This window comes from Romboutsia timonensis (assembly GCF_900106845.1).
In the GTDB taxonomy this organism is placed as follows: Bacteria; Bacillota; Clostridia; order Peptostreptococcales; family Peptostreptococcaceae; genus Romboutsia; species Romboutsia timonensis.
Genome location: NZ_LT629850.1, coordinates 2,152,695 through 2,167,124, shown reverse-complemented (window position 1 = coordinate 2,167,124; position 14,430 = coordinate 2,152,695). Strand labels below are relative to the sequence as shown.

Sequence of the window (14,430 nt, the reverse complement as noted above, 5' to 3'; positions counted from 1 at the left end):
TTTTAATCACCAATTTTATAAATATCTTACAAATTTGTACTTTGATTTATTTTATATAACAAGGTATAATTAAATTTATAATATTTAGGAGGATCATATGAATTATAATAATAATGATGATAATAGAATAAGAAGAAAAAAAGTAAGCTCAAATGATTATAATTATAAATATAAACAACATCAAAGATATTATAAAGAAAAAGTAAGAATAGACAATACAAGTTATGAAAGAAAAATAGAAAATAATAAAATAAAAAGAGATAATACAAATAAGGTTAATAAAAGTACAAGAAGTAGTAGAAGAAAGAAGAATAAACAAAGAGGCTTTAAACTAGCAAAGGCATTTTTAATAGTTACATTGGCTTTATTTGTTGGATTATCAGCAGTGGGATCTGTATTTGTAGTATCTTCTTTAAGAGATACAAAAGTTATAAATAAAGAAATATTGAGAGAGAATTATATAAGTAGTGAGGTAGTACCTGATAATGAAATACCAAAATACTTAAAAGAGGCATTAGTTTCTATAGAAGATGAAAGATTTTATGAACACAAAGGTGTAGATATTATATCTTTAACAAGATCATTATTGCATAATATATTATCAGATACTACTCAAGGTGGAAGTACTATAGAAATGCAAATATCTAAAAATCTTTTAACTAGTGATGATAGAACTATGAAAAGAAAGATAAAAGATATATATTATGCTACTCAAATGGACAAATTTATGACTAAGGATGAAATACTATGTACTTATTTAAATAATGTTTATTTTGGTAAGTCAGCTTATGGAGTGGGAAAAGCTTCAAAAGTATATTTTGGAAAAAATGTACAAGATTTAACTTTAGCTCAAAGTGCTATGTTAGTGGGAATAACTAATAATCCAGCTAAATATAAAGAGCATAGAGAAGCTAAGAAAAGACAAGAAGTTATATTATACAAGATGAAAGAACTTGGTTATATAGATGAAGAGGAATACTCACAAGCAATAAGTGAAAAGGTTCCGTTTAAATCAGAAATAGAATAAATTAAAGAGGTGCTAATATGAGGGAATATAAATTTACTTACGAAGATACAGAGTATATATTAAATGCAAATAATTGTAGTGAATTAATTAATGATGAAGAAAAGCCGGTTAAAGGTATAACAGTTGATAGTATATTAAATATGTTAAATGAAGCAGATGATGTTGACTTTGATATAGAATATTATCAAGAAGCATGTCCTGAGTGTTTAGCAGGTGTAAAAGAAAAGCAAAAGTTTTTTGGATTTTTAGAGTATCATTTTTATATACTTACTAAAAAAGGCGAGTATGTAATAAGTGATATAAGCAAAGAGTATAAAGGATTATCATTTAACAAATTATCTAGACAAGGTAAAGTTGATGATAGCTACATAGTAAGTATAATAATTTGTGAAAAATGCCAAGATTATATAATTCAAATAGAAAATTGTGTGATATAAAAAGTCTACTATTATGTAGACTTTTTTTAATATAATTAAAAACTAAAGATAAAAAGAGGAAGTAAAGCATTTATTATTTATTAGATTGATATTACTATCAATAATAATTTTAGGGACATAATTTTTAAAACTTTTATTTTGATATTTAATAAATTTATATAAAATGTTGAAAATGATAATTATTATTATTTACAACGATGATTATGTATGTTATACTTTAAATAAGTAAAAGTTATAAAGTACATATATACTTAATTATGTACTTATAAGTGATTTATTGTGTAAACTTTAAAATATTATAACCTTCAGCACGCTATAATATTTTTCTATGTTTTACATATTGATGTATCGCTTATACTTGCCATAACTTTTAATTTACTTAAAATAATTACACATACGTCTAAAAAAACTACGATCTGTATCGTAGTTTTTTATTTTAACGATAATGAAATTCATTTACAATTATAAAAAAGTGTGGTATATTAAATTTAGGCTTAAAGTTATCGCGGCAAATTTCTAATATTAATAGGAGATGATAATTATGGCAAAAATGATGGGACCTAGATTTAAACAATGTAGAAGACTAGGCTTAAATGTATGTGGACATCCAAAAGCAATGGATAGAGCAGTAAAAGGAACGTCTAGAGCAGACAAGAAACTTTCACCTTATGGAGTACAGTTACTGGAGAAGCAAAGATTAAGAGCATACTATGGTGTGTTAGAAAAGCAATTTGCTAATTATGTAAAGAAAGCTGAGAAATCTAAGGAATCTACAGGTACAGCTTTAATACAAGCATTAGAATGTAGATTAGATAATTTAGTATATAGATTAGGATTAGCAAGTTCTATAAGACAAGCTCGTCAAATGGTTGTTCATGGACATATACTAGTTGATGGAAAGAAAGTTAATATACCTTCTTATGGAGTATCTATAGGAGAAGTTATATCTTTAAGAGAAAAGTCTAGAAATAATACAATGTTTAAAGAAAGTTTTCAACAAAATGTTACTAGCCAATATCCTTATTTAGAAAAGGATTTAGAGAACTTTTCAGGTGTACTTACTAGAAAACCTGAAAGAAATGAAGTTCCAATAGAGATAGATGATATTTTAGTTGTTGAATATTATTCTAGATAATAAATAAAAAATACCTTAGATATAAAAAATATATCTAAGGTATTTTTTACTATTATTAATTAAGTATTAAAAATTTAAAGTAACTTTTATTTAACAAGAGACAGTAGTAAAGATAGCTTCAATTTCTGCAGTAATTTTAACTAATCCAGATGATAAATCTTGAGTAGAAGCTACAAATGATTTAGAAGAAGAGTAAGCAATAGAGTATAAAGAAGAACTTTTTTCAATTATTTTAAATGGAGCTGGATTGAATTTAATATTAAAACTACTAGCTAGCAAAGCAGCCTTATTAAGTGCATCCTTACTAGCTTTTTTTAGTGCTTTACTGTAATAATAAGTAGGATTAGATAGTAAGAAGTCTACATTTATATTATCGTTAGCACCATTTTCTATAGCTAAAGAATAAATATCTTTTAATTTTGATACATCATGTATCATAACTGTAATTAAATTAGTTACAATAAATGATAATTGTTGATTAGCACATCCAATATAATTTCTAGTAACTGATATATCTTTAGTGTTTATGTATTCTTTAGGTATACCATAGTCAGTTAAGCTAGTAATTAAGCTTTCAAGTGTTTGTAAATTTTTATCTTTAGCCTCCTCAGCGCTTTTACTATCGCTTGTAATTCCAAGGTTTAATCTAATTAAATCGGACTCAATCTCTAAATATCCAACTCCGTTGACGGATAAAGAACCTTTATCTGTTGGAATATACATTTTACCATTTCTAAACTGCATAAAAATAGAACCTCCATACCATAAAATATATCTATTAATAAATATATGAATGGTATACATATATATACTAAATTTAAAAATGGTATATTTAATTATCTAGGTTGGTTTAAGTTTATACAACTAAGTAAAAATAATAAGAAAAGTGGACTAGTTAAAGATATGTTCATAAATGTGTCGACTAAATATAAAGATATAATTAGAATTACTATTAGAAATAGATTTGTTGAGTTAAGTTAAAATAAGTAATCATATCTTATAATTCAAATTATTGAAAATACTAAGATATGGTTATTTTTATAATAATAACATAACAAAGTTAGCTAAGTTAATAAAGATACTAATTTATTTGAAAAATCACTACAATATAATACTCTAACAGAGCTTATTCATTATACAAAATAGTTTTAAAAATAAAAAGTATAGAATAAAATATATAATAGTATGATATTTACTTTTATTAATTTTAAAAGGGGGACTTTTTATGAAAGAAACAATGGTTGCAAAACATGCCAATTGGCCAAGAGTTTCAGACCCAATTTTTAATATATCAGAAAGGGCTCAAAAGGCTATAAATGATTTTGGTAAAGAAAATGTAATAAATGCTACTATAGGAGCATTAACAGATGATGATGGAAATCTTATAACTTTAAATACTGTATTTGATGAATATAAATCATTACCAAATTCAGAAATAGCAGCATATGCATCAATAGCAGGTCAAAAGGATTACTTAGAAGCAGTAAAAAAAGCTTGTTTTAAAGATTCTATGCCAGAGGCACATATAAGAGCAGTTGCAACTCCTGGTGGAAGTGGAGCTATAAAACTTGCAGTATGGAATTATACTAATGAAGGTGATGAAATATTAACATCAGATTGGTTTTGGAGTCCATATGTAAATATAAGCGAAGAAGTAGGAAGAAAAGTAACTACATATCAACTATTAGATGAAAATAATAATTTCAATTTCAACTCTTTTAAAGAAAAATTTTTAGATATAGCTTCTAAACAAGAAAGAATATTCACTATATTAAACACACCAGCTCATAACCCAACAGGATATAGCGTTCCAGATGATGATTGGGATAAAATATTAGACTTATCAAAAGAAGTAGCCAAAAATCCAGAGAAAAAAATAATATTATTTGTAGACGTTGCATACATCGACTTTGTAAAAGATGATGATGGATGCAGAAAATTCTTTGAAAAATTCACAAACCTTCCAGAAAATATACTAGTTATAGTTGGATTTAGTATGTCAAAAGGATTTACTGCTTATGGAATGAGAATGGGAGCAGCTATTTGTATATCATCTAGTGAAGATGTAGCAGAACAATTCTACTATTCTTGTGTCCATTCCTGTAGAGCAAACTGGTCAAATTGTAATAGAGCTCCTATGAAAGTTCTTACTAATATAATTAATGATCCTAAAAAATATAAAGAATATATGGATGAAAAGAAAATATACAAAGATATGTTAAGTAAAAGAGCAAAAGCATTTGTAGAAAGTGCTAAAAAGTGTGAACTTGATATTCTTCCATATATAGATGGATTCTTTATAAGTATACCTTGTGAAGACCCTAAAGCTGTTAGTGAAGAATTAACAAAAGATAATGTATTTGTAGTACCGCTTAAAAAAGGACTTAGATTTGCAGTATGTGCAGTATCAGAAGAAAAATGTGCTATTGCACCAAGTATTATAAAAAATGCATTAAATCATGTTTTAGCTAAGGGTTAAAAATATAAATATTTGTGGGGGAAACTAAGCTATGAAATTATTAATGACTGGCAATGAAGCTATTGCACGTGGAGCATATGAAACAGGTGTAAGATTTGCATCTGCATATCCTGGAACGCCAAGTACTGAGATATTAGAAAATGTAGCTACATATAAAGAAGATATAGTAGCAGAATGGGCAACCAATGAAAAAGTAGCATTAGAAGCAGCTATAGGAGGGTCAATTGCAGGAGCTAGAACTATGGCATCTATGAAGCATGTTGGAGTTAATGTTGCGGCTGATCCATTATTTACATTTTCATATACTGGAGTAAATGGAGGAATGGTTTTAATAACTGCAGATGAACCTGGAATGCATTCTTCACAAAATGAACAAGACAATAGAAACTATGCTAAGTTTGCAAAAATAGCTATGTTTGAACCATCAACTAGTCAAGAAGCTAAGGATATGCTTAAAGAGGCATTTGAAATAAGTGAAAAGTACGATACGCCTGTTTTATTTAGAGTTACAACAAGACTTTGTCATTCTAAAGGAATAGTTGAGTGTAGTGATAGGGTAGAAGTTCCTATAAAGGAGTATATTAAAAATCCTAAAAAGAATTTAACAGTACCAGCTCATGCTAGAGTAAGAAGAGTAGAAATAGATGATAGAATGAGTAAATTACTAGAGTACTCTAATAATACTCACTTAAATAATTATGAAATAAATGATACTAAAATAGGTATAGTTGCATCAGGAATGTGTTATACCTATGCAAAAGAAGTATTTAAAGATGATGCATCATATATGAAGCTGGGATTTACAAATCCTCTACCAATGGAAAAAATAAAAGAATTTGCTTCTAAAGTAGATAACGTTTATGTAATAGAAGAAAATGACCCATTTATAGAAGAACAATTAAAAGCTAATAATATAAAATGTCATGGTAAAGATATATTCCCTTCATATGGAGAACTTACACCAGATGTTATAAGAAAATCAGTATTTGGTAAAACAAATGATACTATAGATTATAACAAAGATTTAGTAGTTAATAGACCTCCAGGATTATGTGCAGGATGTCCTCATAGAGGTTTTTTCTATGAATTAGGAAAAAGAAAAAATGTTATGGTTACAGGTGATATAGGATGCTATACTTTAGGATTTGCGCCTCCATATAATGCTATGGATACTACTATTTGTATGGGTGCAAGTTTAAGTAGTGGTCATGGTGCTCAAAAAGTATTTAATATGAAAGAAAACAACAAGATAAGAGTTGTTGGAGTTTTAGGAGATTCAACATTTTTCCATACAGGAATAAACTCATTATTAGATGTTGTTTATAATAAAGGAAATTCTATATCAGTAATATTAGATAATAGAATAACTGGAATGACAGGACATCAACAAAATCCAGGTACAGGATATACATTACAAGGTGATGTAACTAGTGAAGTAAATATAGAAGAGTTAGTTAAAGCATGTGGAGTTAAGCACATAAGAACTATAAACCCAAATAATTTATCACAAGTAAAAGAAACCTTAGATTGGGCATTTAATTTAGAAGAACCATCAGTAATAATAACAAGATGGCCATGTGCTCTTAAAAAATTCTCAAGACAAGATATAGAAGAGTTTAATAATCCATTTACTTTTAAATGTAGTGTTGATACTGATAAATGTATAGGATGTAAGTTGTGTATGAAAACAGGATGTCCTGCTATATCGTTTAAATCAGAAGAAAAATTAGTATGCATAGATAAAAATCAATGTGTAGGTTGTGAGGTATGTAGTCAAGTATGTCCAAAGGATGCTATATCTAAGGAGGTAAATTAGTATGACAAAAAGTATTATGTTAGTAGGTGTAGGAGGTCAAGGAACTATACTTGCAAGTAAATTATTAACTACAGGTCTTATGAATGCTGGATATGATGTAAAAATGAGTGAGATACATGGAATGAGCCAAAGAGGAGGTTCAGTATCTTCACAAGTTAGGTACGGAGAAAAAGTTTATTCACCAGTTATTGAAATAGGTGGTGCAGATATATTAGTATCCTTTGAAAAAATGGAAGCTTTAAGGTGGTTAGAATATTTAAAGCCAGAAGGAAAGATAGTTGTAAATAATTATAGAATAGATTCTATACCAGTTTTGACAGGTAAAGCTATTTATAAAGAAAAAGAAATAGAAGATGAGCTTAATAGATTAAATGCAACTATAATAAACGCAGCAGATAAAGCTAAAGAGTTGGGCAATTCAAAAGTAATGAATATAATTCTTTTAGGAGCATTAGTAAAATCTATGAGCCTTGAAGATATAGATTGGGAAAGTATAATAAGAGAAAATATTAAAGAAAAATTTGTTGATATAAACTTACAAGCATTTAAAAAAGGAATGGAAATGGTTTCAGAAGAAGCATTTCCTTTAAAGTCTAATTAATTATTGATGCTATCTCAAAATAGAATTTTATAGGTAACTAATAAATTCTATTTTGAGATAGCAATTTTTATATTTTAAGGGGGAAATATATGATTTATAGAATATTAGCTATTAACCCAGGTTCTACATCAACTAAAATAGCTGTATATGATAATGAAAAACAGATATTAGTAAAATCTATAGACCATAAAGTAGAAGATTTAGAAAAGTACGATAAAGTACAGGAACAATTTGAAATGCGAAAAGAAAAAGTATTAAAGGCATTGAAAGAAAATAATATAAAGTTAGATTCTTTAAGTGCTATAGTTGGAAGGGGTGGATTATTGCTACCAGTTAAATCTGGAGCGTATTTAGTAAATGATGAAATGATAGATAGACTAATAAATAAACCAGTTTTAGAACATGCATCAAATTTAGGTGCAATAATATCTTATGAAATAGCTAAAAATTTAGGAATTAATGCATACATATATGATTCAGTATCAGTTGATGAGTTAACTGATGTGGCAAGATTGTCTGGAGTTAATGGAATGGATAGAGAATGTTTAAGCCATGCATTAAACTCAAGGGCTATGGCTATAAAGTATGCTAAAGATAACAATAAAAGATATGATGAATTAAATTTAATAGTAGCTCATTTAGGTGGAGGAATAACCCTAAGTGTACACGAAAATGGCAAAATGGTAGATATAGTATCTGATGATGAAGGTCCTTTTTCTCCAGACAGATCGGGAAGAGTACCTTGTAAAAAGTTGATTGATAGATGTTTCTCAGGAAACTATACACACAAAGAGATGCTTAAAACTATTAGGGGTAAAGGTGGAATTTCTTCATACTTAGGTACTGTTGATGTAAGAGAAGTTGAAAAGATGATAAGTGAAGGAAATGAAAATGCAAAATTGGTTCATGAGGCTATGACTTATCAAATAGCAAAAGGAATAGGAGAATTGGCAACAGTAGTATATGGAAAAGTAGATACAATAATATTAACTGGAGGGATAGCTTACTCTAATCTTATCACTGAAAATATAAGAAAAAGAGTAGAGTTCATAAGTGATGTTTGTGTTATGCCAGGAGAAAATGAATTAGAATCTTTATCTTTAGGTATACTTAGGGTATTAAATAAAGAAGAAGATGTAAGGATATATAGTGAAGCTGATTTAGTAAAATAAAGTATTATTAAATTGAAAGATTACCAAAAATTACCTCAACAAGTATTCTGAAAATAAATGTATAATAGAATATTAAGGAGGGATTAATTTACAGTTATGGAAAAAGATACATCAAAAGAATTATCATTAGGAATAGAACGTCATATAGATGATCTAGGAAGAATAGTTATACCAAAAGAAATGAGAAATAAATTAAACTTTGAACAAAATGAAGTAGTTAGCATAAAACTGTTTGATGACCATATAGAAATTGCAAAATCAAAATCTAAATGTTTATTTTGCAGTACACAAGATAATATAAAGTATTATAATAACTATTCTATATGTCAATCATGTTTAGATGACATAATTAAAAAGTTTAGTGAATAAATGTTATAGCAGAAATGCCTGTAGTTGTATTATTTATTATAAACTATATAATTAACCTGCTGTGCTAATTAAATATGATTATTGAAAATACTAGATTATAACAATCTACATTTTGATAGTTAAAAACTATATAGTAATTTCAATATTATTAGTAAAATAATTAGCACAACAGGTTAAAAATACTATAAATATATATGTTTTAATAAATAATAGAGAATGATTTTAATCATTTATAAAAGTATCACAGTTTACATGAGAGTCATTTACGTGTACACTATCTGCAGTACATGTATGATTAGCATTATAATGACAATTTACAGCTTTACAAGTTATATCGTTAGATGTAGTAAAATAATTGCTAGATAAATTAGTTAAATTTCCGTTACTTTCTGAAAAAGTAGAACAATGTGTATTTGATGAGTTAGTTGCCTTTGTTCCAGAGATAGTTATTTTTCCAGCGTAACAAGTACCAGACTGATTATAAGTACAATTATAAGCAGAACAATTTAAAGTCATATGTATACCTCCATAAAATAATATATAACTTATTATTTACATAGAGATTATTTTTATAACAAATAGTGAAAATATTTATACCTAGCAAATTATGTAAGTAATAAAACTATATTTTAGTTTATTACTTTTTAATGTATAAATTTAATAGATTAAAGTTAGTATAATAAAAAGTAGATATAGTAACTAAGATCAATATAAGTTTTTATAAGTCATAAATACAATTAAAGCACATAACAGCTACGTCATCTAATGTTTCTCTTCCTAAATTTTTATTTATATGAATCACATCTAAATTTTCTTCATTGCCACATTTACAACATTTATTACCTAACTTATTTAAAGCATAATCTTTAAACAATTTCCAATGTATAGATTTTTTATATTCATAATAAGGAACTCTCAAGCAAGAATCTAGAAACTTAATATACAAATCATCTAAATCATAACTATTTATACCACTATATTCTGGTTCAAAGTATTCGCAATTATCATTACATTTAGGTAGACTGTCGAATATAACACATTTAACATTGTATTTAAGATTTTCATCTGGACCATCTAAAGAAAGATGTGTGCAAAAAGAGCAACTTTCTTTAGGTAAGTTTTTCTTAAGTTCATTAATTTTATTATCCATTTTATCCCCCTTAAAAATTGTATAAATAAATTTATATATTATAGTTATATTAATTAAATTAGACAAGTATTCTATAAAGTAGGAAATTTTATTATTTTAGAGAATATAAATTTTTATAGATATGAATATTTAAGCGAAGGGGAAAAAAATGCAACTTCAAAATGTTGAGAAGATAAAGAAAAATATAAATATAGAATTGGAAAATAGAATTAATAATCATAAAAAAAATTATTACTTACAGCTAAATTTATATAATAATAGATTTTTAAAATCTGAAAATCATATAAAGGGAAAATCAACTTTAGATAGAGAAGACAATTATAATATAGAAGATAAAGGAAAAATATTATTTACTCATATAGAAGATAAAAGTATAAAAGGGCATATAAATAAGGATATAAATATAATTTCTTATGCAAAATTAGAATATAACAATTTTAAGAGATGTAAATTTAAAGATATAATATTTAAAGATTGTATATTTAATGGAAATATATTTTCAAAATGTATATTTGAAAATGTACTATTTGAAAATTGTAGATTTTATAAATCTGATAATATAAATATATTTTCAGATGAATGCATTTTTATGAAAAGTATATTTAAAAATTGTAATTTGGAAAGTAGTGTATTTAAAGAATGTAGAATTAGTGATTTAAAATTTATAGAATCTACTTTAGAAAATGCTATTTTTAGTAATATGCTTATAGTTAATAATCAAATAAGTGATTGTGATTGTAGGGGCTTAAAAATTGTAAATTCAGCTATAGAAAAATTAAAATTTGAAGATAAAAATATAACTAAATTAGATGAATATGTTTTTATAGATACAATTAAGCTAGATAAAAAATATAAAAAGTCTTATGAGGAAGCTGCAAAAGTATATAAGAGTATAGCTAAAAAGTTAGAGGAGAATAATTTAGTAAATTATGCATCAGAGTATTATTACTTATCTAAGTGTGTTGAGAATAAATCTCTTACTGGAATAGATAAGACAAAGTCAACAATATTTTGGCTATTATGTGGTTATGGAGAAAGACCTACATATGCACTTATAACATCACTTGAAATAATATTTGTCTTTGCTGTTATATACATGTTTACGGGACTTAGTATAGAAGGGGTTACTATAAATTATGTAGATGTTTTTTCACATGGATTTTTGAAAAGAAATGTGATAACAGATTTTATGAGTTGTTTGTATTTTAGTACTGTAACATTTACAACTGTAGGTTATGGTGATATAACGCCTGTAAATATAAGTATTTTTTTATCTGGTGTTGAGATGTTTTTAGGATTAACTATGATGGGAATATGGACGGCTACATTAGCAAGGAAGATAACTAGATAAATATTGGTTATAATTAGTACAAATTTATAAAATGTTTAGAATCAATAATAATGAACCGTATCACAAGTAACGGAGCGCGGTTTTTGTAAGAAAAATTAATAAAAGTTAGTAAGATAATAGCTGTACCATTAGTGATTGGTATAGCTATTTTTAATTAAAATTCATATATGACAATAATATCACAAAGATTATTATAATTAAAGACTTTTATTTACATAATTTTCCAAATATAATCAAATTAAGAAATTGAAAAACCAAACCTTGATAAATTGAGGTTTGGAAAAACATAGGGTCTAAGGATGAATATCTATGTCATCCAATTACAAAGGAGGAGATTGAAATGAATTTTAAGAAAAGAGCAAGTAAGAGTATAGCATTAGCTTTAGTGGGGGTAGCAGTTACAACACCTGTATTAAGTAATGTAAATGCGATGTAGAATAATACTGGTTTAGAAAATAAAAATATACAAATATTAAATGATAGTGAGGAAACAGAAACAATAAATGAGTATCTTAAATTAAAGGAGCTAAATAAAAAAAGTGAATCTAAGTTAAGAGAAATAGGATACTCAGATCAAGATATAAAGCAAATAAGAGAATACAAAGAAGCATTTAGTGAAAACATAGATGAGTTAAATGAATTATCTAATGAATTTTTATCAGGATTAGGATATGATAATGAACAAATAAATATAATTAGAAATTTTGATGGTTCAGAAGAACAAATGATAAGAGCAAGTGCTACTTGTACTGTAACTAGAAGTAAAGATAGTTTTTATTATGACAAGACTAATAAAGCTACGAATCTTGTAGTAAATTTTTCATTTAAATGGAATGGAGCACCACTTTTTAGAGGAACTGATTTAATGGCTGTATCTAACGGTGAAAGAATGTATTTCCATAATAATTCTTATCTAAATGTATCATATCAACCGTTAAATAGTTCAGGAGTTAGCTCTAGTAAAAAGATATCTGCATCTATAGATGGAGCAGGAAATACAGGCGCATCTTTTAAATTTAAAGTTTTAGGAAATAACGGATTAACTTATGCTAAATCGGGACAAGGAAAAGTTTATTTACATAGAAAAAATGAAGATATAAAGCAAGTTGGAGTTGGAGTTAAGTATGAACATTCAACACTATCTATAAGTCCAAGTGTTTCATTTCCAGCAAGTGCAGGGATAAGTTTTTCTTCTAAAGTTGAGTCTATAGGACCAAATCAACTTATGTGCTACAGATAATGGAAGGATAAAATATATTATGAAATATTTAATTGGAAGTATCGTAACGATTATTATCGGATACATTTTTTCTGGAATGTTATCAGGTGTAGGAGTTAGCGATGCATATATGAGTTACATTAATGAAGTTACATTAAGTGTAATATTTTTATCAGGAATAGTATCTTTTTGGGGATATTTAATATTGGATAAACTTAATAAAGAGAAAGATTTAAACGAAGATATTAAAAATACATGTAATAAAAAGTAATTTCAAATATATATTATAACTATGATAAAGCTAGATGAGGTAAAAATACTTCATCTAGCTTATTTTGTGTTCAAAAACAAGGAGGAAAATACAATGATAATAAGTATTTGGAAAAAACAAGACTTGCAGTTAATAAAGGAGCTACCAACAGAAGTACTGTCTGCAATAGAAACTACCATAGAAATGCTAGATGAAAACTACGGTACAGAAAGAACAGCAGAAGATTTAGGCGGATACGTAGTTGTAGTAGATAAAGCTGGAATAAAAGATCTAAAGCAAAAGCAACTAAATGGAATAATACCTGAATACATAGACGAAATAGAAGGAGCTGAATACATTTCAGCTCTATTTTTGTGTTCAAATGACTTCTCTATAGTAGTTATAGTAAACGAACTTAATAATAAAGGTATGAAAATTATTAAATAAGTTAACAAATATAATATGAGTTATGATATAAAGTTTAAACAAAGAGCAGTAGAATACCAAAGAGAAGGCCATACTTACAAAGAAACTTGTAAAGTATTTAAAATATCTGAAACAACACTAACTAGGTGGATAAATAAAGAAAAGGAAGGTAAATTAGGTGAAGTAAAAATACAGGTTAGAAAACCAAAAAAGATTTATCCAGAAAAGTTAATTAAATATATAGAAAAACATCCAGATGCATATTTAGTTGAGATTGCAGAGGAGTTTAATTGTAGTGAGTGTGCAATAAGAAAAGCATTAAAGAAATTAAATATAACACGAAAAAAAAGACAACTTCATACAAAGAACAATGTAAGGAAAAAGTAAATAAATATTTAAATGAGATAAAAAACTTTAGCGAAGAAGATATAGTATATATTGATGAAACAGGAATACAAGGTTATATTTATAGAGAATATGCAAGAGCTATAAGAGGTAAAAAAGTTTACGATAAAATACCAGGTAAAAAATACAAAAGAACAAATATAGTAGCAGGAAAATGTGGAGATAAGATTATCTCTNGAATGTAAATTAGGAGAAGTAAAAATACAGGTTAGAAAACCAAAAAAGATTTATCCAGAAAAGTTAATTAAATATATAGAAAAACATCCAGATGCATATTTAGTTGAGATTGCAGAGGAGTTTAATTGTAGTGAGTGTGCAATAAGAAAAGCATTAAAGAAATTAAATATAACACGAAAAAAAAGACAACTTCATACAAAGAACAATGTAAGGAAAAAGTAAATAAATATTTAAATGAGATAAAAAACTTTAGCGAAGAAGATATAGTATATATTGATGAAACAGGAATACAAGGTTATATTTATAGAGAATATGCAAGAGCTATAAGAGGTAAAAAAGTTTACGATAAAATACCAGGTAAAAAATACAAAAGAACAAATATAGTAGCAGGAAAATGTGGAGATAAGATTATCTCT

General features: G+C 26.6%; 17 protein-coding genes and 2 pseudogenes. 16 read left to right on the top strand and 3 right to left on the bottom strand.

The features are described 5' to 3' along the window. Positions 1 to 97: 97 nt before the first annotated feature. From BN7997_RS12915 to rpsD, 3 genes are all read left to right on the top strand, one after another. Positions 98 to 1,027, top strand: coding sequence for a transglycosylase domain-containing protein (locus BN7997_RS12915; RefSeq protein WP_071121157.1), 930 nt, complete (start codon positions 98 to 100; stop codon positions 1,025 to 1,027). Between the two features lie 17 nt (positions 1,028 to 1,044). After that, positions 1,045 to 1,464 carry a DUF3785 family protein gene (locus BN7997_RS12910; protein ID WP_071121156.1) on the top strand — a complete coding sequence of 140 codons (420 nt, stop codon included), beginning with the start codon at positions 1,045 to 1,047 and terminating at the stop codon, positions 1,462 to 1,464. Between the two features lie 541 nt (positions 1,465 to 2,005). Further along, entirely contained in the window at positions 2,006 to 2,599 is a 594-nt protein-coding gene (rpsD, locus tag BN7997_RS12905; protein ID WP_071121155.1) for a 30S ribosomal protein S4, read from the top strand. Between the two features lie 90 nt (positions 2,600 to 2,689). Here the strand turns inward: rpsD and BN7997_RS12900 are convergent, their stop codons facing one another. Further along, complete coding sequence (locus BN7997_RS12900) at positions 2,690 to 3,343, bottom strand: SIMPL domain-containing protein (RefSeq protein ID WP_071121154.1); 654 nt, start codon at positions 3,341 to 3,343, stop codon at positions 2,690 to 2,692. A 60-nt stretch (positions 3,344 to 3,403) separates the two neighbouring features. Between BN7997_RS12900 and BN7997_RS15480 the strand changes: the two are divergent. The 6 genes and pseudogenes from BN7997_RS15480 to BN7997_RS12875 all read left to right on the top strand — a co-directional run. Next, positions 3,404 to 3,580: pseudogene (locus BN7997_RS15480) on the top strand (IS1595 family transposase); the annotation flags it as partial. A 244-nt stretch (positions 3,581 to 3,824) separates the two neighbouring features. Continuing rightward, complete coding sequence (locus tag BN7997_RS12895) at positions 3,825 to 5,078, top strand: pyridoxal phosphate-dependent aminotransferase (protein ID WP_071121153.1); 1,254 nt, start codon at positions 3,825 to 3,827, stop codon at positions 5,076 to 5,078. Positions 5,079 to 5,109: 31 nt separating this feature from the next. Next, the gene (gene iorA, locus BN7997_RS12890; RefSeq protein ID WP_071121152.1) at positions 5,110 to 6,894 is read left to right on the top strand and encodes an indolepyruvate ferredoxin oxidoreductase subunit alpha; all 1,785 of its coding nucleotides are present in this window, start codon (positions 5,110 to 5,112) and stop codon (positions 6,892 to 6,894) included. A 1-nt stretch (position 6,895) separates the two neighbouring features. After that, the gene (locus BN7997_RS12885) at positions 6,896 to 7,495 is read left to right on the top strand and encodes an indolepyruvate oxidoreductase subunit beta (RefSeq protein ID WP_071121151.1); all 600 of its coding nucleotides are present in this window, start codon (positions 6,896 to 6,898) and stop codon (positions 7,493 to 7,495) included. Between the two features lie 89 nt (positions 7,496 to 7,584). Next, on the top strand, positions 7,585 to 8,667 hold the full coding sequence (gene buk / locus BN7997_RS12880; protein WP_143023209.1) for a butyrate kinase: 1,083 nt from the start codon (positions 7,585 to 7,587) through the stop codon (positions 8,665 to 8,667). 96 nt (positions 8,668 to 8,763) lie between these two features. Then, positions 8,764 to 9,036, top strand: coding sequence for an AbrB/MazE/SpoVT family DNA-binding domain-containing protein (locus BN7997_RS12875; protein ID WP_071121150.1), 273 nt, complete (start codon positions 8,764 to 8,766; stop codon positions 9,034 to 9,036). 222 nt (positions 9,037 to 9,258) lie between these two features. Here the strand turns inward: BN7997_RS12875 and BN7997_RS12870 are convergent, their stop codons facing one another. Further along, positions 9,259 to 9,552, bottom strand: a complete 294-nt coding sequence (locus BN7997_RS12870) for a DUF1540 domain-containing protein (protein ID WP_071121149.1) — start codon at positions 9,550 to 9,552, stop codon at positions 9,259 to 9,261. Between the two features lie 202 nt (positions 9,553 to 9,754). Further along, the gene (locus BN7997_RS12865; protein ID WP_071121148.1) at positions 9,755 to 10,186 is read right to left on the bottom strand and encodes a hypothetical protein; all 432 of its coding nucleotides are present in this window, start codon (positions 10,184 to 10,186) and stop codon (positions 9,755 to 9,757) included. A 148-nt stretch (positions 10,187 to 10,334) separates the two neighbouring features. On the opposite strand from BN7997_RS12865, the gene BN7997_RS12860 reads away from it, so the two are divergent. The 7 genes and pseudogenes from BN7997_RS12860 to BN7997_RS15850 all read left to right on the top strand — a co-directional run. Beyond that, complete coding sequence (locus tag BN7997_RS12860) at positions 10,335 to 11,537, top strand: pentapeptide repeat-containing protein (RefSeq protein WP_071121147.1); 1,203 nt, start codon at positions 10,335 to 10,337, stop codon at positions 11,535 to 11,537. Positions 11,538 to 12,261: 724 nt separating this feature from the next. Continuing rightward, complete coding sequence (locus tag BN7997_RS12855) at positions 12,262 to 12,777, top strand: hypothetical protein (protein WP_071121146.1); 516 nt, start codon at positions 12,262 to 12,264, stop codon at positions 12,775 to 12,777. Positions 12,778 to 12,886: 109 nt separating this feature from the next. Next, entirely contained in the window at positions 12,887 to 13,027 is a 141-nt protein-coding gene (locus BN7997_RS15660; RefSeq protein ID WP_154665258.1) for a hypothetical protein, read from the top strand. Between the two features lie 93 nt (positions 13,028 to 13,120). Next, positions 13,121 to 13,453: a hypothetical protein gene (locus BN7997_RS12845; RefSeq protein WP_071121144.1), complete on the top strand. Its 333-nt coding sequence runs from the start codon at positions 13,121 to 13,123 to the stop codon at positions 13,451 to 13,453. 15 nt (positions 13,454 to 13,468) lie between these two features. Next, positions 13,469 to 13,819 carry an IS630 transposase-related protein gene (locus BN7997_RS12840; protein ID WP_071119193.1) on the top strand — a complete coding sequence of 117 codons (351 nt, stop codon included), beginning with the start codon at positions 13,469 to 13,471 and terminating at the stop codon, positions 13,817 to 13,819. Positions 13,820 to 13,993: 174 nt separating this feature from the next. Then, complete coding sequence (locus BN7997_RS15145; RefSeq protein ID WP_074010983.1) at positions 13,994 to 14,236, top strand: IS630 transposase-related protein; 243 nt, start codon at positions 13,994 to 13,996, stop codon at positions 14,234 to 14,236. Further along, positions 14,149 to 14,430 (top strand): annotated as a pseudogene (locus BN7997_RS15850) (hypothetical protein); the annotation flags it as partial. The gene BN7997_RS15145 and the pseudogene BN7997_RS15850, both read left to right, overlap by 88 nt.